At 66.9% G+C, this 18,548-nt stretch carries 22 protein-coding genes; 9 read left to right on the top strand and 13 right to left on the bottom strand.

The genetic code is table 11. The features are described 5' to 3' along the window. Positions 1-4 precede the first annotated feature (4 nt). From K6L26_RS16070 to K6L26_RS16060, 3 genes are read right to left on the bottom strand one after another with little or no spacing between them, the layout of a single operon-like run. Positions 5-1,864 (bottom strand): fatty acyl-AMP ligase, encoded by a 1,860-nt coding sequence (locus K6L26_RS16070; RefSeq protein WP_221850758.1) that lies wholly within the window; start codon positions 1,862-1,864, stop codon positions 5-7. Between the two features lie 9 nt (positions 1,865-1,873). Next, on the bottom strand, positions 1,874-2,317 hold the full coding sequence (locus K6L26_RS16065) for an SRPBCC family protein (RefSeq protein WP_221850756.1): 444 nt from the start codon (positions 2,315-2,317) through the stop codon (positions 1,874-1,876). Continuing rightward, a complete protein-coding gene (locus tag K6L26_RS16060; protein ID WP_019344457.1) occupies positions 2,314-2,646 on the bottom strand; it encodes an ArsR/SmtB family transcription factor in 333 nt (110 codons plus the stop codon). The genes K6L26_RS16065 and K6L26_RS16060 overlap by 4 nt, the downstream gene beginning before the upstream one ends. A 104-nt stretch (positions 2,647-2,750) precedes the next feature. Between K6L26_RS16060 and K6L26_RS16055 the strand changes: the two genes are divergently transcribed. Then, positions 2,751-3,521, top strand: coding sequence for a DUF899 domain-containing protein (locus tag K6L26_RS16055; protein WP_221850755.1), 771 nt, complete (start codon positions 2,751-2,753; stop codon positions 3,519-3,521). Between the two features lie 44 nt (positions 3,522-3,565). Continuing rightward, entirely contained in the window at positions 3,566-5,131 is a 1,566-nt protein-coding gene (locus K6L26_RS16050; protein ID WP_221850753.1) for a class I adenylate-forming enzyme family protein, read from the top strand. A gap of 21 nt (positions 5,132-5,152) precedes the next feature. Here the strand turns inward: K6L26_RS16050 and K6L26_RS16045 are convergent, their stop codons facing one another. Beyond that, positions 5,153-5,533 carry an NYN domain-containing protein gene (locus K6L26_RS16045; RefSeq protein ID WP_221850751.1) on the bottom strand — a complete coding sequence of 127 codons (381 nt, stop codon included), beginning with the start codon at positions 5,531-5,533 and terminating at the stop codon, positions 5,153-5,155. Positions 5,534-5,630: 97 nt separating this feature from the next. Between K6L26_RS16045 and K6L26_RS16040 the strand changes: the two genes are divergently transcribed. Continuing rightward, a complete protein-coding gene (locus tag K6L26_RS16040; RefSeq protein ID WP_221850749.1) occupies positions 5,631-6,383 on the top strand; it encodes a CPBP family intramembrane glutamic endopeptidase in 753 nt (250 codons plus the stop codon). A gap of 6 nt (positions 6,384-6,389) precedes the next feature. Here K6L26_RS16040 and K6L26_RS16035 read toward each other — a convergent pair whose 3' ends face one another. From K6L26_RS16035 to ripD, 3 genes are all read right to left on the bottom strand, one after another. Beyond that, entirely contained in the window at positions 6,390-7,172 is a 783-nt protein-coding gene (locus K6L26_RS16035; protein ID WP_019344452.1) for a hypothetical protein, read from the bottom strand. A gap of 54 nt (positions 7,173-7,226) precedes the next feature. Beyond that, positions 7,227-8,285 (bottom strand): M48 family metallopeptidase, encoded by a 1,059-nt coding sequence (locus K6L26_RS16030; RefSeq protein WP_036387292.1) that lies wholly within the window; start codon positions 8,283-8,285, stop codon positions 7,227-7,229. Between the two features lie 79 nt (positions 8,286-8,364). After that, entirely contained in the window at positions 8,365-8,985 is a 621-nt protein-coding gene (gene ripD, locus K6L26_RS16025) for an NlpC/P60 family peptidoglycan-binding protein RipD (RefSeq protein WP_036387290.1), read from the bottom strand. Between the two features lie 347 nt (positions 8,986-9,332). Here ripD and tenA point away from each other — a divergent pair, with 347 nt between their 5' ends. Continuing rightward, a complete protein-coding gene (gene tenA, locus K6L26_RS16020) occupies positions 9,333-10,016 on the top strand; it encodes a thiaminase II (RefSeq protein WP_085141562.1) in 684 nt (227 codons plus the stop codon). Between the two features lie 57 nt (positions 10,017-10,073). Here tenA and tpx read toward each other — a convergent pair whose 3' ends face one another. Then, the gene (tpx, locus tag K6L26_RS16015) at positions 10,074-10,568 is read right to left on the bottom strand and encodes a thiol peroxidase (protein ID WP_019344448.1); all 495 of its coding nucleotides are present in this window, start codon (positions 10,566-10,568) and stop codon (positions 10,074-10,076) included. Between the two features lie 61 nt (positions 10,569-10,629). Here tpx and K6L26_RS16010 point away from each other — a divergent pair, with 61 nt between their 5' ends. Next, the gene (locus tag K6L26_RS16010) at positions 10,630-11,523 is read left to right on the top strand and encodes an aminoglycoside phosphotransferase family protein (protein ID WP_085141665.1); all 894 of its coding nucleotides are present in this window, start codon (positions 10,630-10,632) and stop codon (positions 11,521-11,523) included. Between the two features lie 6 nt (positions 11,524-11,529). Here K6L26_RS16010 and K6L26_RS16005 read toward each other — a convergent pair whose 3' ends face one another. Both K6L26_RS16005 and K6L26_RS16000 read right to left on the bottom strand, forming a co-directional pair. Next, positions 11,530-11,853, bottom strand: a complete 324-nt coding sequence (locus tag K6L26_RS16005; RefSeq protein WP_085141563.1) for a hypothetical protein — start codon at positions 11,851-11,853, stop codon at positions 11,530-11,532. Between the two features lie 160 nt (positions 11,854-12,013). Continuing rightward, entirely contained in the window at positions 12,014-12,979 is a 966-nt protein-coding gene (locus K6L26_RS16000) for an o-succinylbenzoate synthase (RefSeq protein WP_221850747.1), read from the bottom strand. Positions 12,980-13,106: 127 nt separating this feature from the next. Between K6L26_RS16000 and K6L26_RS15995 the strand changes: the two genes are divergently transcribed. Further along, a complete protein-coding gene (locus K6L26_RS15995) occupies positions 13,107-13,358 on the top strand; it encodes a hypothetical protein (protein ID WP_076112087.1) in 252 nt (83 codons plus the stop codon). An 18-nt stretch (positions 13,359-13,376) separates the two neighbouring features. After that, the gene (locus tag K6L26_RS15990; protein WP_085141566.1) at positions 13,377-14,039 is read left to right on the top strand and encodes an MOSC domain-containing protein; all 663 of its coding nucleotides are present in this window, start codon (positions 13,377-13,379) and stop codon (positions 14,037-14,039) included. A gap of 25 nt (positions 14,040-14,064) precedes the next feature. Here the strand turns inward: K6L26_RS15990 and K6L26_RS15985 are convergent, their stop codons facing one another. Next, positions 14,065-14,718, bottom strand: coding sequence for an HD domain-containing protein (locus tag K6L26_RS15985; RefSeq protein WP_085141567.1), 654 nt, complete (start codon positions 14,716-14,718; stop codon positions 14,065-14,067). Positions 14,719-14,851: 133 nt separating this feature from the next. Between K6L26_RS15985 and K6L26_RS15980 the strand changes: the two genes are divergently transcribed. Then, on the top strand, positions 14,852-15,811 hold the full coding sequence (locus tag K6L26_RS15980) for a GlxA family transcriptional regulator (protein WP_221850745.1): 960 nt from the start codon (positions 14,852-14,854) through the stop codon (positions 15,809-15,811). A gap of 10 nt (positions 15,812-15,821) precedes the next feature. Here the strand turns inward: K6L26_RS15980 and K6L26_RS15975 are convergent, their stop codons facing one another. Both K6L26_RS15975 and K6L26_RS15970 read right to left on the bottom strand, forming a co-directional pair. Continuing rightward, positions 15,822-16,511: an Rv0518 family GDSL lipase gene (locus K6L26_RS15975; protein ID WP_036389735.1), complete on the bottom strand. Its 690-nt coding sequence runs from the start codon at positions 16,509-16,511 to the stop codon at positions 15,822-15,824. 155 nt (positions 16,512-16,666) lie between these two features. Beyond that, positions 16,667-17,875 (bottom strand): acyltransferase family protein, encoded by a 1,209-nt coding sequence (locus K6L26_RS15970; RefSeq protein ID WP_019344439.1) that lies wholly within the window; start codon positions 17,873-17,875, stop codon positions 16,667-16,669. 340 nt (positions 17,876-18,215) lie between these two features. Between K6L26_RS15970 and K6L26_RS15965 the strand changes: the two genes are divergently transcribed. Beyond that, positions 18,216-18,530 (top strand): hypothetical protein, encoded by a 315-nt coding sequence (locus tag K6L26_RS15965; protein WP_019344438.1) that lies wholly within the window; start codon positions 18,216-18,218, stop codon positions 18,528-18,530. Positions 18,531-18,548 lie beyond the last annotated feature (18 nt).

Raw genomic sequence — 18,548 nt, 5'->3', positions numbered from 1 at the left:
CCGATCACCGCACGCCCAGTGTGCCCTTCTGGTATTCGTCGCGACAGGCCAACCGGGCCAGCTTGCCGCTGGTGGTCCGCGGGATCGCGCCGGCGGGAAGGAACCGTAGGTCGGCGACGGTCAGCCCGTGGCGGGCGGCCACCGCCGCGCGGATCGCCGCCCCGGCCTCCTCCGGATCGGCGCGTTTGGTGCGGGCCGCACGTTCGGCGATCACCACCAATCGGGTGCCGTCACCGTCGCCGTCGGGGGTCACGGTGAACGCCGTGACATAGCCACGCCGTACCAGTGGCGACGCGTCCGCCACCGTGGCCTCGATGTCTTGCGGGTAGTGGCTGCGCCCGTCGATCTGTACGAGGTCGGCCATCCGGCCGGTCACGTAGAACTGCCCTTCGAAATACACCCCGAGATCGCCGGTGCGCAGCCAGGTGGCGTCCTCGGGGAGCCCTTCGGCGTGACTATCCGAGGCCAGCCGCGAGTGCAGTGACACCCCGAACACCTTCCGCGTCTCATCCGGCCGGCCCCAGTAGCCGCGACCGATGTTGTCGCCGTGCAGCCAGATCTCCCCAACCCGGCCGTCGCCCACTTCCTCGGCGGCCCCGTCGACGGTCGCGGGATCGACGATCACCGCCCACAAACTGCGCGCCGGGTGGCCGCACGACACGTGGGCGACGGCGCCCTCGGCGTGCGCGTCGACGCGCACAGCGCGCCCGGCGGTGAGCTGCTCGCGGTCGAAGTAGACCACCGACGCCTGCTCGGCCGGAGCGATCGTCGAGATCAGCAGCGTCGCCTCGGCGATGCCGTACGACGGCTTGAACGCGGTCGGCGGCAACCCGTGGGGTGCGAACACCTCGTTGAATGCCGTTATCACCTCGGGATTCACCGGCTCGGAACCGATGATGAGCACCACGTTGCTCAGGTCGAGATTCTCCCCCGCTGCGGGCGCACCGCGCTGCGCGGTCCATTCGTAGGCGAAGTTCGGTGCGGCGGTGATCACGCGGCCGTGTTTCGAGGCGTCGGACAGCGCACGGATCCACCGTTGGGGCCGGCGGATGAACGCTGTCGGTGACATCAGCGTCGAGTGCCCGCCGTAGACCGCGGGAAATCCGATCATCGAAAGGCCCATGTCATGGTAGAGCGGTAACCAGCTGAGCCCGTGGGTGTTTCGATTCAGCAGATCGATCGACAGGATCATCTGCAGCAGATTGGTGCCGACCGCGCGATGGGTGATTTCCACACCCACCGGCGGCCGCGTCGAGCCTGAGGTGTACTGCAGGTGGGAGATGTCGTCGGGATCGACCGGGATCGGGGTGAACCCGTCGCCCTCCGGATCGGCAACCTCATCGATGAGCTCGACCCGCGGCCGCAGCGTGTCCGGCATCTTGGCGAGGAACTCCTGTACCGCGGCAGCGGCGGCCGCGGTGGTGAGCACCGTCGTCGGGCGGGAATCGAGCAGCGCGGTCTCGAGACGTTCGGCATGCCCCTGCAGTTCCGGCGCGAACAGCGGTACCGCGATGTTGCCGGCCTTGATGGCGGCGAAAAATCCGACCACATAGTCCAGCCCCTGGGGCGCGAGGATGGCGACGCGGTCACCGCGGGCGGCGACCTGTTGCAGCCGTGCCGCGACAGCCCGCAGCCGCACGCCCAGCTCGGTCCAGGTCAGTTCCAGGACCGCTTCCTCCGTGTGGCTGTGATCGAGGTATCGGTAGGCGACCTGGTCGCCGACGTGAGCGATGTTGCGGTCGATCAGCGAGATCAGGGTGGTGTCCGGGGGCAGCACGATGCCACCCTGCTCGTCCAGGCAGTCCTCGATGCGGAGCAGGCCTGCCGGAGCCTCGTACTGAACTTGGGTACCGCCGCTATCCATGACCGCAGTCTAGGTCGGCGACTGCTCGAGCCGGGTGCCCAGCTGTTCGGCCGTGAGGATCCACCCGCTGTGGAAGTTGTCGAATTCCTCTGGGGGCAAAAGGGAATGCTCGATGGACATCAACGTCTGCCCGTCTCCGGCCGGCTCGAATTCGACATTGACGATGCTGGTCACCGTCGGATCGTTCCAGTCCGAGTTGCTCCAGGTGAAGCGCAGCGCCCGGGGCCGATCGATGGCCAGGAACTGTCCGGTGATCAGCACGCGCGTACCAGAATCGTCGATGTCGAAACGCACTCGCCCGCCCACCCGAGGTTCAACGACGACATCGACGCAGTACACCGGCCGCGGACACATCCACTCCCGCAGCGACTCAGGGTCGAGCCATTCGTCGAACACCACATCGGGGGCCGCGGGCATCACTCGGCGCACCCGGACCGTCGCCGAGTCGGTCATCGAGAATCCGCCTTCCGCCGCAACCGTGCGGCCAGGGCGTCCGCGCGAGTCGACCAGAAGTCCGTCTGCTCGGACATCCACTGCTGGGCCATGGTCAAGCCTTCCTGCCTCAGCGACACCCAGTGCTCCCGACCGCGGATTTCGCGCTGGACCAGCCCGGCGGCTTCCAGTACACCGATGTGACGAGAGACGCCGGCGAAGGTCATGGGCAGCGGGGCGGCCAGGTCGCTGATGCGGGCGTCACCCTCCCTCAGCGCCTCCAGCAACCGGCGGCGGGTGGCGTCGGCCAGAGCCGAATAGGCGCGGTCCAGAACTTGATCTTCAACCACCTTGTTGACTATAGCCGCGTGCAGTGGTTTGCTCGAGGAACAATATTCAACCGATTTGTTGAATGATTGAACACCGTTGCAGTGGACCGACGATGGGAGCAACCGTGCAGAATCCACCGATCGTGTCGGAGCCGGAATGGCAGACCGCACTCGATGAAATGCTGGTCAAGGAAAAGGAATTCACCCGTGCACGCGACCGGCTCGCGGCAATGCGCCGACGGATGCCGTGGACCCCGGTGAACAAGGATTACCGGTTCGAGGGCCCCGGAGGCAGCGCAACCCTGCTCGATCTGTTCGCCGGGCGCCGTCAGCTGATCGTGTACCGCGCCTTTGTTGATCCGGGTGTGGACGATTGGCCCGAACACGGTTGTGTCGGCTGTTCGTTGATGGCCGACCACATCGGAAACCTGGCTCATCTCAACGCACGCGACACCACCCTGGTCTACGCCTCGCGCGGGTCCCAGGAGGACATCACACGGATCAAGGAGCGCATGGGATGGAGCCATCCTTGGTACACCATGATTCCCCGGCCAGGCGCGGAGTTCGATGTGGACTTCGGTGTCGATCAATGGCACGGCACCAACGCGTTCATTCGCGACGGCGACCAGATCTTCCGCACCTACTTCATCAACAACAGGGGTGACGAGGCGTTCGTCAACACCTGGAACTTCCTGGACATGACCGCACTCGGGCGCCAGGAGAACTGGGAGGACTCACCGGCGGGGTACCCGCAGACCGAGCCCTACGAATGGTGGTCCTGGCACGACTCCTACACCGAGCACGAGCCGTCCCGTTGGTTCGGCGACCCCGACCCGAGCGACCCCGGCGATCCACGTCCGCCCCGGAGCGGCTGTGCCGCCTGCGGCGATCGCTGACCCTCCGCCGGCAGACCCGCAACGGCATTGGAGAAGATGGACGGGTGACGCAATCCCCGCTGACCATCCCCGCTCTGTTGCGGCGCAGTGTCGCCGAGTTCGGTGAGTCCGATTACCTGGTGACTCCGACCGAGCGGCTCACCCACCTCGAGGCCGAGCAACGGTCCGCGCACCTGGCGCGGTGGCTGCTGAACGAAGGAGTCGGCAAGGGCAGCCGGGTCGGCCTGTTCTTCCCCAACGGCGCCGAGTGGGTGACGTGGTGGCTCGCAGTGTCGCGCATCGGAGCCGTGGCGGTCCCGCTGAGCACGCTGTACACCCCGGCCGAGATCGCGAAGGTGTTGCGGCTGGCCGATATCGGGCTGCTCATTGCGCCAGGCACGGTACTGAACATCGATGTCGCCGAGCGCCTGGAAGCAGCACTGCCCGATCTGGCCGACCAGTCGACGCCCCGACTGGCCCTGCGCACCGCCCCTTATCTGCGTCGCATCGCCGTGGTCGGCGCGATCGACCGGCCGTGGGCTTCGACGGCGTGCGACGAGACGACGGACGGGGTGCCGTCCGAAGTGCTCGCCGCCGCCGAAGCCGAGGTCTCCCCCGCCGATCTCGCGATCATGGTGCACACGTCCGGATCCACCGCCGACCCCAAAGGTGTCCTGCACACCCACGGCACACTGGTACGGCAGACCACGACCTGGCCTGCCGCCATCCGGGCGATCACCGGAACACAGGACGAAGCCCGAATCCTGTGTGCCATGCCGTTCTTCTGGATCGGCGGACTGCTCGCCGTCACCGGCGCCCTGCACGAACACGTCACCCTGGTGATCATGCCGAAACTGGATCCGGCAACCGCACTGGATCTGGCTGAGCGGGAACGGATCACCGGGATCGTAGGCTGGCCCGCCTTCACCCAGAAGTTGCGCGAACATCCATCGTTCGCCGACCGCGACCTGAGTAGCGCACCGATGCTGCGCGACGGACCGCTGGACATCGCCATGACCGATGTTCCGGACGGATTTCCGGTGCACCGCACCATGACTGAGACCGCAGGCGGGTTCGCGTTCACCGACATGGCCATCGTCGACGAGCACGGGGCCCCCGTCGCTCCCGGTGACACCGGCGAACTTCTGGTCCGCGGTATCGGGGTCATGGCCGGATACAACAAGCGCGAACGGTCGGAAACCTTCGACGCGGACGGCTGGTATCACACCGGCGACAAGGTTTACCGGCGCGACGGCGATCCCCGGCTGTTCTACGTCGGGCGCACCACCGACCTGATCAAGGCCGCCGGTGCCAACGTCTCCCCGCTGGAAGTCGAGGCCGTGATCGCCGCGTCCCCGGATGTAGCGCAGTGCGTGGTCGTCGGCATCGACGATCCACAGCGCGGCGAGGAGGTCTGCGCGATCGTCGTGCCCGCCGCCGATCTCGACCTGGCCGCACTGGCCGCACACTGCCGCGCGCAGTTGTCCGCCTACAAGGTGCCGACCCGATGGGCACTGACCACCAGCGATCGGCTACCGACGCTACCCAGCGGGAAGTTCGACCGGAAATCACTGCGGCAGTGGGTTGTTGACGGCGAGATCAAAGCGACGGGCCTGCAGCCGACGGGTTGATCGCGCCGTGGCCCGAGCTGGTCAATGTCCGAATCGCTCGATCAGATCCCGGAAGCCGGCGGCCGACTGAACGGCCGCACCCGTATCGCGGATCCGGGCTGCCAGCCCGCTGTCCGACGTCACGACGGTGATCTCGGCGGGCAGCGCAGCGGCCTCGACCAACCGCACGATCTCATCATCGGCGGAGTTCGCCCCCGCCCGCGGAGCGTGACCCACCTCAACGACAGCGGACTCTATCGGCGGCACCGGCGGCTCCTCGAACACCACCGTTACCCGGTGTCCGCCTGCCGCGGCCCAGCGTTCGAGCCGCTCCACCAACCCGGCCATGGCGCCCCGCCGGTCCTTCCACCAGCCGTCGGGCCTCGAGCCGATCACGTTCATCCCGTCCACGATCCACCGCACTCAACCGACGGTACGGGCACACCGCATGCACAAAGTGCCGATTAGAGTTCACTGGACAGTCGCAACCGGTCGCAAGCGTGGAGGAAGGAGGACCGGCATGGTCGCCGAATCAGGTGACGTGTCCGCGGAGCCGGACGCCAGGCGACCGCATCCTCGGAAACCACTGCCGACCCACCGCTGGGGTCTGGGCGCCTTCGTCGTCGTCGAGGCCGTCTATCTGCTGACCTCGGCAGCGTTCGGGATACTCGCTCCCCCCGGCCCTGCGCCGGCCTGGCTGATCACCGTCGCGATCGGCGTGCCGACGCTGGCCGCCGCGGCTCTGGCCATCGCGATCGCAGTATGGCGCGGTAACGGTCCCCGCCTGGACTTTCGGTGGCAATGGTCTTGGCGCGCCGCCGGTCTGGGGTTTGCCTTCGGCCTCGGCGGACTGTTTGTCACGCTGCCGGCCGCCTTGCTCTACCAGTCGATCGTCGGGCCCGACGCGACCTCAGCCGTGGGCGCCGTCTATCAAGGGGTCCGCACGTCGTGGCCGCTGGCGGTGGTTGTACTGCTGCTGGTCGCCGGCATCGCCCCGATCTGCGAAGAGGTGGTCTATCGCGGACTGCTCTGGGGAGCACTCGAACAGCGTTGGGGACGCATCACCGCGGCGATCGTGTCCACCTTGGTGTTCGCACTGGCGCACCTGGAACCGCAGCGGGCCCCGCTGCTGTTGGTGGTGGCGATCCCAATCGCGTTGGCGCGGCTGTATTCCGACAGCTTGTGGGGCGGAATCGTCGCGCACCAGGTGACCAACCTGCTGCCGGGAATCGTGATGATGTTCAGCCTGATGGGGATGATGCCGGCCGGCTGAGTACGGCTAGCGCTTGCGGTCTCGCACCTTGTAGGTCGACGGCCACGACATCCGGGATTCGTCGCCCACCAACGGTGTTCCCGATCCGCCGACGCGTACGTCGTAGGCTTCCTGGCCCGCGCCGACCTCGCGGTTGGCATGTTCCTGGGCCAGGTAGTAGAGCTGGTCGATCTCGGCTTCGGAGAACGCCACGAACGTGGTCTTTCGCACGATGTCGTTCATGCCGGCGGTCATCCGGTCGGGCAGGACGCGAGAAGCCAGCGCGGCCAGTCCCAGTAGGACGAACGGGATGACCCAGTAGCAGATGAACGACAGCGGAGTCTCGGTGTCCAGAATCGTGGCATCACCCTGAACGATCGGCGGAATGGCCGAGGAGACCGTCATCCCGGCGAATACGCCCACCCAGATCCAGGTCAGAATCTTGACAATCCGTTGGAACAGATCGCTTTCCACAACCCCGGGTGGTTGACCGGCAGCGGCGAACTCCATCACGAACGGCTTGCCGATCAGCTGACCGATCAGGGCGACCAGGAAGATGCCCGCGGTGCTCAATGGCTGTAGCCAGCGTTCCATGACGTCCTGGCTCAGCACCAGGGTCAGGATGGTGAGCACGACGAAGGTCGCGAGTGCGCCCACCTCGAGAGTGCGCCCCGGCGCCCCGGAGATCCGGCTGATCGTGAACGTGGCGACGGCCGTTGCCAGCGCCACCAGCACGGCGACCAAGAACGGTACGTTGCCGACCAGTACCCAATAGATGATCCACGGCGCGAAGCCAAACAGGATGCCCACGAGCGCCTAGTCTAGGGGCTTACCGTTGATCCGACGGCAACACCCCGCCGGACGTTATTCCTCGCTCTGCCTGTTGTTGCGGCGCCACTCGGAGATCTTGCGGCCCACCGAGTCGGCCGCGCTCGTCGCGGCCTGGCCGACCCCGTCGACGACGCCGCCCAGACCGTCCCGGATGCCCCGGATCAACGGATCGTTGGACTGGTCGAAGCCGTCCTTGTAATGGCGCGCCGCAGCACTGATGTCCTCGCTCCAACTCGCCGCTCCATCGTCAGACCGCAGCGGATAGTTGCCGGCCATGATCGCCCCGTAACCACCGGTGTCGACCCACTTGGTCAGCGCCGCAGCCCGCAGCACCGAGAAGGGATGCGTGCGCATCTCGAGGTTGAGCAGTTTGAGAACCCCGTCGCGCATGTCCCCGGTCGCCTCGTAGTCGCGTGCCTGCGCGAGGAACGCTTGCGAGTCGAGCTTGTCGAGGTGACTGCCCGCAGCCAACTTCAACTCGACCCGAATCGCCGTGTCGAAATCCTGGCCGCACAACAGCCCCGCGCGGTCGCCGGAGAGTTCTGATTTCCGTTGCCACTCCTGCAGGGCCGCGACGATCGCCCGCAGCGCCCATCCTCCGAGCGGGATGAACCCGAACGACGAGGCCAGCCGCATCAGATGATCGAGCATCGTGCGGTAGACGGCATGGCCGCTGAGCGCATGGCCGAGCTCATGGCCGATGACGCAGCGCATCTCGTCATGCGTCATCAGGTCGTACATCGCCGAGGTGACGACGATGAACGGATCCTCCATGCCGATGCAGAACGCGTTGACTTCCGGCGACTGTATGACGAACATCTCGGGCCGCACCGGAGCGTCGAGCACCTGCACACACTCGTCGAGCAACGCGTCGAGATCGGCGAACTGCCGCCGATCGACCCGAGCTGAATTGGCCAGATACACCAACCGGTGCTGGCGTTCGCGCAGCATCCCCGACAACACCTTGAGGATCTGATCAAACCCCTTGAGCCGACGCAGCGCGGTCAGTGCGGTCCGGTCCGCCGGATGCTCCCAGGCCCGCGAACTGATGCCGGGGAAAGTCGTCCTCGCCTTTGCGGGTGTCTGTTCCATCTGTGCTGTGCGCCCTTCATCGTCGACAGCACAGAGCTTACGGACGGCTCGACCGTCCCGAACGCACGAATTTCAGCGGTCAGGCGATGATGCGAACCAGGTAGGGCGTCATGCCCTCGCCACGCACCGGGGTGACCGCGACTGCGGGCTCGGTGCCCTGGATCATCTGGTTGTTGCCCAGGTACAAGGCCACACTCTGGGTGCCCTCGGGCCCGTAGAAGATCAGATCACCGGGCAGCGCCTGAGACGGCAGCACCTTCTGGCCCACCTTGTACTGCTCGCCCGAGGACCGCGGCATCTTCACCCCGGCCCCGGCGAAGGCGTAGACAATCAGCCCGGACGCGTCGAAACCGACCACGTTCGACGAGGGATCGGGCACGGCCGCAACGCCGGGGGTGGTGAGCACAGGTGCCTGCACGGCCGGGGTGGACAGACCCGGCACCAGACCGCCGCCGGCAAGCGGCGGGGTAACCGGGGCCACGCCCGGAGCGGGCAGGGTGCGGGCGATGCCGCGAGTCGGCCCGTTGACGTCGCCACCGCCGTAGCTGAAGGGCACGCCCCGCTGCGACAGCGCACGGGCTATCACGAGATCGACGAAGCGCTGGTTGCCGGTCGGGCGTTCGATCGGTGCGGCGCCGGCCACTCCGGGAGCCGCTACCAGGAATGCCAGACTGAACAGAAGGGCAAAGGTACGTCTCATCGAACATCAACTCTCTCGACCACCGGAAGGCGACTTCGACTGCTGGTCGCTGTCAGTCGAGTCAACCATTTGTACCGCTCGTCGGCGGGTTTGCCCAATTGGTATGGGGCACAGGATCAATCAGATGCAGGAACGTAACCGAACGGTTACCCCGCCCACTGCCGGCGGCCCTGGCGGCGGAACTGACCGTCGCGTGGATGGCAGGTCCGACCGGCGTCCAGGTGGACTGCTGCGGCAAAGCGTCTACGGCACCTCGGGTTTGACCGCGACGGCGTCGAAAACCATTGCACGGCTGACGCTGTCGACGGACGGCACAACGTTTGCCCGTCACCTGAGACCATGGTGGTATGCACTCCGACGCACAGCCGCAACCCTGGTCAACTCGACTCTGGGAGGCCATCGAGCCGACGTTCAGCGCAATCCTGGCGCATCCGTTCCTGACCGGTCTCACCGACGGCAGCCTCGACGACACCGCGTTTGCCCACTACGTGGCGCAGGACGCGCACTACCTGCGCGACTACGCTCGCGCGCTGGCCGTCGTGGGGGCCAAGGCACCCACCCTGGCCGACACCGCGATGTTCTCCCGGCACGCCGCTGAGATCTTCGACGTCGAACTCGGCTTGCACAACGAACTGCTGCCCGAACTCGGACTCGACGCCGAGGCTCTGAACGCGACGCCGATCGCGCCGACCACGCGGGCCTATACGAGCTACCTGTTGGCCACTGTGTACGGCGGTACCTTCGCCGAGGGGTTGGCGGCGGTGCTTCCCTGCTACTGGATCTACGCCCGAGTCGGGGCCGCCTTACTGGAACAGGGTTCGCCCGATCGGCGCTTCCAGCGCTGGATCGACAGTTACGGTGGCGAGGAATTCGCCGCCACGGTGGCCGAGGTACTCGATCTGACGGATCGGCTCGGACCGACGCTGGGTGAAGCGGACGAAGCCGCCGCACGAGCCCATTTCGTGGTCACGGCGAAATATGAGTGGATGTTCTTCGACGCGGCTCATCGCCGCGAGCAATGGCCGATCTAGCGGCGCACCCTCACCGGCGCCGGGCGCCGGTGAGGGTTTCGGTGACGGCTGCGTGAACTATTTGAGCGCGGCCAGGGCGGCGTCGTAGTTCGGCTCCTGGGCGATCTCGGGCACCAGTTCGGTGTATGCCACCTTGCCGTCGGCGCCGATCACCACGACAGCACGGCCCAACAGTCCGGCCATCGGGCCGTCGGCGAGCGCGATTCCGTAGTCCTCACCGAAGCTGTCGCGGAAGGCCGACGCGGTGGTGACGTTCTCGATGCCCTCGGCGCCGCAGAAACGCTTCTGCGCGAACGGCAGGTCCTTGGACACGCACAGCACCGCGGCGCCGGCATCCGCGGCACGCTCGTTGAACGTACGCACGCTGGTGGCGCACACCGGGGTGTCGACCGACGGGAAGATGTTCAGCAGCACTGCCTTACCCGCGAACTGATCGTTGGTGACGGCGCCGAGATCGGTTCCGACAAGCGAAAAGCTGGGGGCCGGGCTGCCGACGGCGGGCAGTTCGCCGACGGTGTTGATGGGGTTTCCACGCAAGGTTATCTGTGCCATGGAGCACAGTCTGTCAAAACCGGATGCCCCGCGGGCCGCCCGGGGTGCGACGATGGTGGCGATGATCGATCTGCCCGAGGCGGTGCGCGCAATGGGCACGCGGGGGCCGCAGTGGCAATCGTGGGTCGACGCTCTGCCGAGGCTGGTTCGGAACCAGCTCACCGAATGGGAGCTACGCGCCGACGGGGCCGCCCTGCACGGGCATGCCTCGCTGGTCCTGCCGGTACAGACGGCTGACGGGGCATCCGCGGTGCTCAAGACCGCGTTCCCTGACGACGAGTCCGAACACGAACACCTCGCGCTGCGGCGGTGGTCCGGCGCAGGCGCAGTCCGGTTACTGCGCGCCGAGCCACATCGCAGGATCATGCTGCTGGAACGGCTGGAGGAACGAAACCTCAACGAGCTCTGGGATATCGAGGCCTGCGAGGTCATCGCCGGGCTCTACGGCCGAATACACGTACCTGCCCTCCCCCAGCTGCGGTCACTGGCCGAGTCCACCGCACGTTGGACCGCCGAGCTGACCCGGCTCCCCCGCAATGCCCCGGTGCCCCGGCGGCTGGTGGAGCAGGCGATCACCCTCGGCACGGATCTGGCCGCCGATCCCGCAACGACCGGCACCCTGATCCACGGCGACCTGCACTATGAGAACGTGCTCGCCGCGAACCGCGAGCCGTGGCTGGTGATCGATCCCAAGCCGATGAACGGCGATCCTCACTATGAGGTCGCGCCGATGCTGTGGAACCGGTGGGACGAACTGGCCGGTTATGTCCGCGAAGGGGTCCGGCGGCGGTTGTCGGCCCTGGTCGATGCGGCCGGCCTGGATGCGGACCGGGCCAGGGCCTGGGTGATCGTCCGGATGCTGCACAACGTCATGTGGGAGTTGACCGAAACAGCGGAACCCGACGCGGGCTGGTTGACCACATGCGTGGCCGTCGCGAAGGCCGTGCAGGACTGAAGATGCTCAGATGACTTTGTAGGTGAGGTCGTACAACGCACCTGCTCCGTCGAACTGCTGGGTGAGCTCGCCGCGCCCCAACTCGTCGGACCGGATGAAGATCGAGCCCACGTCCTGCATCTCGTCGGTGCGCACATCCACCTCCCGCAGCACGATCTCCAGTTGGCCGTCGAACGGCAGCAACCGGTCCAGGTCCACCACATCCCCCTGACACATCGATACAGCCTTGAACTGGAAACCGTCAGCCCTGCTGATACTGAGCTCGTCGGTCCCACCGGAGTCCTGGGTCTTTACCGCCCGGAATTCCGACAGCTTGGCGAACAACGACATGGCATCCTCCGTTGGATCTCCCCGCCAGCGGTAGCTGACGAAGTCGATTCTCGAGATGCCGGCCTGTCGCCCACATGCGTAGTGCGCTACTTGAATCTGTTCCGCGCGGAGTCGCCGGGCATGGCTCCCACCGAGCCGCCCGGAACCGCATCAAGACTGGTCAAGATGCAGATATGGCGCTCTGCAGACGCTCGCGCCACCAGGCCAGCCGGTCCGGGTCGGTGACCGCGTACCGCTCGAGGCGGCCGCGCTCCGGCGCCGGGGGCATCGGCGCCACCGGTAGGTAGCCATCGACCGGCCGCAGGGAACGCGAGTCCGCGACGAGGTCGCCGGCGAGTAACCCCCTGGTGCCGAGATCACAGGCGGAGGTCAACTCGGGTAATGCCCCGGCCAGCGCGAGGCCGGCCGCCAGGCCGATGGTCGACTCCAGCGTCGAACTCACCACGCAGGGCAAGCCGCAGGACTCGGCGACCCGTAACGCCCGGCGAGCCCCGCCCAGCGGTCCACTGGCGAGCACGGCGATGTCAGCCGCTTCGCCGAGGCGGAGCCCGATCGGATCATCGGCGTGGCGAATCGACTCCCCGGCTGCGATCGGCACCTCTACCCGGCGGCGGACCTGCGCCAGCTCCTCGGTCGTGCGGCACGGTTGCGCGACGAACTCCAGTCCGCCGGCCGCGCGATCGAGCGCCGCGATGGAGGCGACCGCGGTGTCCGAGTCCCACCGCCCTTTGGCATCGCACCGGAGGACGCCACCGGGGCCCAGACCGTCGCGCACGGCCTGCACCCGCTCGACGTCCTCAGGCAGCGCTGCTGATGCCACCTCGACCGTTGCGGCGCGGCAACCGGACGCGGCGGCGATCTCATGGGCGCGGGCGGCCCCGACGGCGGGCACGGTGACCGCGATCGGGACTCGTCCACGGACCGGGTCGGGCCAGCCGACGGTGCCCGGCTCGGTCGCCGCGGTCAGCCACCGGACCAGTGCATCGTCATTCGGCAGCGGGCTGAACTCGCCCCACCCCTGCGGCCCCTCAAGGAGCATCCCCTCGCGAACCGTGAGCCCGCCGGCCGGGTCGGTGATCGGAATGGCGAAGACGGGCGCGCGCTCGAAATCGATCAGGGTCTGCACAAGCAGGTGACGCTAGCGGACCGACCCGGCCCCGGGCCGGCAACGGCACAACTGCCGGTGCCGCGCAATCGCGCGGCCTAGACTGCGCGCAGAGGCCGGGCAGGTTCAGCTCATGAGGAGACAGTCGATGACGAGCGCAGTGTGGCGCGGGATTTTCACCGTGGTGTCGGCCGCGGTGCTGTCAGCCGGGTCGATGGCGGTCGCCACGATCGTGACACCGGCCCCGAGCTCGGCGTGCCCGCCCGGGGAAACGGGCGTCACCAACGGTTGCTCACCGTTCTGCGTGCCCGGTCGGCAGCTCGATCTCGCAACCGGGTTGTGCTTGCCGGTGCCGCCACCGCCGGCTGCCCCGAATGGTGTTGCGACACCGGCTTTCTAAGCCACTACGCTGTGCATCATGGCGCAGGTATTGACGGTGAACGTGGCCCATCCACGGCCCAACACCGCAGAGGGGCGTGCCGTTACCGGCATCGACAAGCGGCCCGTCGACGGCGCGGTCGCGGTGCGCGCTCCCGGGCCCATGCACGGTGGGCTCGGTAGCGGCCTGGTCGGCGACACGATCGGCGACCAGCAGTTCCACGGCGGTGACGACCAGGCGGTGTACGCCTACGCACGTGAAGACCTCGATGCCTGGCAGACCGAACTGGACCGTGAGATCGCCAACGGCGTGTTCGGTGAGAATCTCACCACCGCGGGTATCGACGTGACCAACGCGGTCATCGGGGAACGGTGGCGGGTCGGGTCCGGCGGACTCGAACTCGAGGTGTCCCGCCCGCGCATACCGTGCCGGACGTTCGCCAACTGGCTACAGATCAACGGGTGGGTCAAAACCTTTACCAGGACGGCGATCCCGGGCGCATATCTGCGGATGGTGACGCCGGGACCGGTCTGCGCCGGCGACCAGATCATGGTGACCGCGCGGCCCGACCACGACATCACCGTCGGCCTCGTCTTCCGCGCCCTGACCCTGGAGCCGCAACACCTTCCGGCGATCCTGCGGGCGCCCGCGCTGCCAGAACCCCTGCGAGAGCTCGCCGAACGGCGTACCGCCTCCGCCTGATCCGCTGGTTATCTTGCAGTGCAAGCTATTCCGGCCACTTGTTGGCGACGATCACGTCCACGAAGTCCTCGCGCACAAACGAATCGTCGAAGTGGGCGAGCACGTCGGCGTTGACCGTGCCGAACGTCGACCCGGGCCGGTGCCGCACCCCATCGGTGAACGCCCGCAGGATCCGGTTCTTGAAATCCGGCCGTGGATGCGCGGCGGTGACGGCGTCCCGGTCATCCGGCGCCAGGTCCGCCAGGCCGATACCGAGCACATCAGTCTCGACACCCGCTGTGACCAGCGCGATCTCGGGATCGAGGAACTCGGGCACGCCCGGTGTGGTGTGCAGCGCGATGCTCAGCCAGACCTTGCGCGCCGCAGCCTCGTCGACACCGCGCTGTAGCAGGAAGTCTCGGGCGGCATTGGCCCCGTCGACCTCGAAACGCAGCTGAGAGGCCGTCCGGTACGGCTCGTTCAGCCCGAGGTCATGGAACATCGCTCCGACGTACAGCAATTCCAGATCGGGCTGCAGACCCCTGCGCAACCCTTGCAGCGCACCGAAGTAGAACACCCGGCGCGAATGGTTGAACAACAACTCGTCCTCGATGTCGCGGATGTATTCGGTGGTCTCCCGCACCAGCGCGGTGTCGGGCAGTTCGATCCCGGCGACGCTGTCGGACAAGGAAATCGTCATCACTGTCTCCTCAAGCTCTGATCAATGGATATGCGGTTTCAGGTGCCCCTGTGCAACCAGTCTGCGATCGGGCCGACGGCATCCACCATGTCTGTTGGGCCATGTTTCCCACAGAAAGCGACACAATGTACGGATGGCCCAGCGTGACGTCGTGATCGTCGTGTTCGACGGGATGAAACTGCTCGATGCCGCGGGGCCGGCTGAGGTTTTCGCCGAGGCCAACCGGTTCGGCGCCCACTATCGTCTGCGGATCGCCTCAGTCGACGGCGCCGACGTCACCACCTCGATCGGCACGCGGTTCTCGGTGACCGACCGGATCTCCGACATCGACCGGGTCGATACCGTATTGGTCTCCGGCGGAGACGATCTCGTGGGCCGGCCGATCGACCCCGCTCTGGTGGCAGCGCTGCGCGACGTGCCCACCCGGACCCGGCGGCTGGCATCGATCTGCACGGGTTCCTTCATCCTGGCCGCCGCGGGCCTGCTCGACGACCGCAGGGCGACCACGCACTGGCGGCACGCGCGGTTGCTGGCCCGCGCATATCCCACGATTTCGGTCGAACCCGACGCCATCTTCGTTCGGGACGGAGACGTCTACACCTCCGCGGGAGTGTCGGCCGGCATCGACCTGGCCTTGGCGCTGGTGGAGGCGGATTACGGCACGGATCTGGTCCGTGAGGTCGCACGGTCACTGGTCGTGTATCTCAAGCGGGCCGGCGGTCAGTCACAGTTCTCCACACTGGTCGAGTGCGACGCACCCGCGGAGTCAGCGTTGCGTCGGGCCACCGACGCGATCGCGGCCGATCCGACCGCAGACCACAGCGTGAAAAGCCTTGCGGCCCTGGCTTCGTTGAGTACGCGACAGCTGACCCGGCTGTTTCAGGCCGAACTGGGCACCACACCGGCGCGTTACGTCGAAGCGGTGCGCATCGATGTCGCGCGGGCAGCCCTCGATGCGGGACACCCGGTGGCCGAATCAGCCCGACTGGCGGGTTTCGGGAGCGCCGAGACACTACGCCGGGTGTTCGTCAATCACCTCGGAGTGACGCCGAAGGCCTACCGAGACCGTTTCCGCACCACGTCCGGCGGGTGAACCGGCACGGTCAGACCCAGCGCGGGAGTTCCTTGCCGATGAGCGGCGCGATCTTGTCTGCCATGTAGGCATGGCCCGCATCAGTCGGGTGGATGCCGTCGGCGCCGATCAGCTCCGGACGATCGAAGAACCAGCGCTCGGCGATCGGATCGACGAACGTCGCGCCCACCTGGCGGGCCTGATCACGCAGGATGTCACGAACGCCCAGCAGGTTCGGCGGCACATCGGGATTCACCCACGGCGGTCCGATAACCAGGATCCGGGCGGCGGGAGCGGACTGGCGAGCCCTGGTCAGGGCATCGTGGCTCAAGCGCGTGACCGCACCCAGATCGGCGTCCTTGTCGTTGCGCGAGCCGAAGAAGACGATCAAAGCGTCGTCGGGCTGCACCGCCCTCGCGGTCAGGTCAGCGAAGACGCTGCCATGGTTGCCGCGCGCCTCGTAGCCGGCACCACCCTCGGCCACCACATCCGCATCCACCTGCACGCCGCGGTCCGCCAACTCTTTCCAAGCCAGCGGCGCCCAGTTCCTCGGCCCCATCCCACCCTCGGCGAGCATGCCCGTGGTGTACGAATCACCGATCACCGCGATATGGCTGATCTGCGGATCAAGTCCCGAGGTGACGTAGCGCCGAGACGGAGCATGTGTGAACAGCCCCACCAGGAGGGCAAGCGAGACGATGAAAGTGGTCAGACGACTCACTGCAACCTCCACTGCCAGCGAGACACAGATCGTCCCGGACCGCGATACCGGGATAGCCTATTGGGTGAACTTCGGCCGTTGATAGGCGGCCGGTGACACAGTGATAACAAGGGCATAACAACCTGTCGCACAGCGGGTTTGGAAGGTTACAGGCGTCAGCCGGCGCGGGCGGCGACCTCGTCGGACCGGTCCTCGGTATCGATCCGGTGCAACTTGGTGTTGGCCTGCTCAACGGGCCGGATGTCGACCATCCTGCGCATCCAGCGCCTGGCCGGCTCCTCCACGAGGTGGTAGAGCGCGATCGCGCCCACCAACGAGATCGCGAACAAGCCGAGCAACGTGGCCTTGCCTGAAAGGGTCGGCGTCAGAGTCAACTCGAACTGCCGGGTGGTCCAGATCCAGGCGGTATGGACCAACTCATGCACCATGTACAGGCCGAACGAGATTTGTCCGCCGTAGACCAGCAGCCGGGTGGACAACAACGCCGGGAGGCTGCCGACGCCGACCGCCAGCGCGACCACCTGCGGCACGAACAGGATGTCGACCATGCCTCCGGCGTCGCCGACGGTGTTCATCGGGTGTTTGTCGAAGAAGTACAGCCCGCCGACGATCACCGCGCCCAGCACGATCGACAGGTAGCCGGCGCGCTTCTGAGTGCGCTCCGTCAGGTGCAGCTTGCGCACCGCCGCGCAGGCCAGGGCGCCGGCGGTGAACTGCATGACGATCCGCGGCAACCAACTCCACGGGGTGTAGAAGTGGCCGGTGGCCATCAGCAGCACCACCGGTGGCAACGCGGCGGCGATCGCCAGCAGGACCAGGCTGCGTGCCCGGGTGGCCCGCGCGATCCGGAAGATCACCAGGATCAGCGCTCCGAACAGCAGGTAGGCCAACCATTCGGCACTGATCGACCAGGCCGGCCCGTCCCAGCTCGAACCGTCGAAGTAGGGCTCGAACCACAACTGGACCAGGAACAGCTGGCGTACGTAGCTGACGGCGTTGTAGCCGCTGGTGTCCTCGGGCGGAATGTGTCCGACGTTGAGCGTGAAGATCAACCACAACGCGGCCAGGTGCAACGTGACGAGGTACACCGGCCACACCCGCGACAGCCGCAGCCACAAGAAGTGCAGTGTGGCCCGCGTCGACCAGGCCGGCCCCATGCGATCGAGGTAATTCCAGGTGAGGACAAACCCGCTGAGGATGAAGAACAAGTCGACGCCCTGCGCACCCCGGTCGAGTACGGGAGCGAGCGCCTCGGTGACATCCGGTGCCACCTGATAGAGCAGGGGCCGAAAGTGGAACAGGACCACCCACACCGCCGCGACGATGCGCAGTCCCGTCAGGGCCTTGATCTCTGCGCCGCGCACAACACCCTTTTCCGTATCCACTCAGCTGATTCGTCACTTCGCTGTTTTGTCAGAGCCGCGGCTGGCCGGGCGAATCGGCCCGCGATCGGCGCAACCGGCAGCCCTCGCAGACTAGCAGCGTGCCGTTACCGCGCGCGCCGGCCGCGCCGTGGGTGCTTCCTGCGTGACATCTGGGCAACGACAACGGCCGTCTCGGGTGATCTTGTGCAGCAAAGGGATTGCCGCCCCGGCCCGGTCACGCCGAACTCGCCGTGCGCGGCGACGCCCGGCGTGTCCGCTTCCTGGTGACAGCCACAACCGCCGGATAGGCTCGAGACGTGATCTCTCGGGGAGGTGCGAGATGACCGGCATCATGGGCCGCTGCGCAGCGGGCGTCGGCGCAGTGTTGGCGCCATTCGGTGTGATGGCGGTGGTCACGGTGGCCACGCCGGCGGTCAGCTGGGCTGACTGCGGCGCCGGAGAATGGTGGGATCCGGTGGCGAATGTGTGCCGGCCACCGGTTGTTCCCTTGGGTTGTGAGAACGGTTCGTGGTGGGACCCGGTGGCCAATACCTGTCGTCCGCCGGTGGTGCCGCCACCGCCCATGTGCGACAACGGCTGGTGGTGGGACCCGGTCGGCAATGCGTGCCGGCCCCCGTTGATCCCGCCGGGCTGATCCCGCGGCGCCCTCGGC

The organism is Mycobacterium farcinogenes (assembly GCF_019739075.1).
Classification (GTDB): domain Bacteria; phylum Actinomycetota; class Actinomycetes; order Mycobacteriales; family Mycobacteriaceae; genus Mycobacterium; species Mycobacterium senegalense.
This window is presented reverse-complemented; position numbering and strand designations above follow the sequence as displayed.

What these genes read in the sequence shown, in the direction of transcription:
- K6L26_RS15985 (WP_085141567.1), bottom strand. Translation starts at nt 14,718, where the DNA reads ATGACGATTTCCTTGTCCGACAGCGTCGCCGGGATCGAACTGCCCGAC.
- tpx (WP_019344448.1), bottom strand. Translation starts at nt 10,568, where the DNA reads ATGGCACAGATAACCTTGCGTGGAAACCCCATCAACACCGTCGGCGAA.
- K6L26_RS15995 (WP_076112087.1), top strand. Translation starts at nt 13,107, where the DNA reads ATGACGAGCGCAGTGTGGCGCGGGATTTTCACCGTGGTGTCGGCCGCG.
- K6L26_RS16005 (WP_085141563.1), bottom strand. Translation starts at nt 11,853, where the DNA reads ATGTCGTTGTTCGCCAAGCTGTCGGAATTCCGGGCGGTAAAGACCCAG.
- K6L26_RS15990 (WP_085141566.1), top strand. Translation starts at nt 13,377, where the DNA reads ATGGCGCAGGTATTGACGGTGAACGTGGCCCATCCACGGCCCAACACC.
- K6L26_RS16030 (WP_036387292.1), bottom strand. Translation starts at nt 8,285, where the DNA reads ATGGAACAGACACCCGCAAAGGCGAGGACGACTTTCCCCGGCATCAGT.
- K6L26_RS16010 (WP_085141665.1), top strand. Translation starts at nt 10,630, where the DNA reads ATGATCGATCTGCCCGAGGCGGTGCGCGCAATGGGCACGCGGGGGCCG.
- K6L26_RS16040 (WP_221850749.1), top strand. Translation starts at nt 5,631, where the DNA reads ATGGTCGCCGAATCAGGTGACGTGTCCGCGGAGCCGGACGCCAGGCGA.
- K6L26_RS16070 (WP_221850758.1), bottom strand. Translation starts at nt 1,864, where the DNA reads ATGGATAGCGGCGGTACCCAAGTTCAGTACGAGGCTCCGGCAGGCCTG.
- K6L26_RS15965 (WP_019344438.1), top strand. Translation starts at nt 18,216, where the DNA reads ATGACCGGCATCATGGGCCGCTGCGCAGCGGGCGTCGGCGCAGTGTTG.
- ripD (WP_036387290.1), bottom strand. Translation starts at nt 8,985, where the DNA reads ATGAGACGTACCTTTGCCCTTCTGTTCAGTCTGGCATTCCTGGTAGCG.
- K6L26_RS16065 (WP_221850756.1), bottom strand. Translation starts at nt 2,317, where the DNA reads ATGACCGACTCGGCGACGGTCCGGGTGCGCCGAGTGATGCCCGCGGCC.
- K6L26_RS15980 (WP_221850745.1), top strand. Translation starts at nt 14,852, where the DNA reads ATGGCCCAGCGTGACGTCGTGATCGTCGTGTTCGACGGGATGAAACTG.
- tenA (WP_085141562.1), top strand. Translation starts at nt 9,333, where the DNA reads ATGCACTCCGACGCACAGCCGCAACCCTGGTCAACTCGACTCTGGGAG.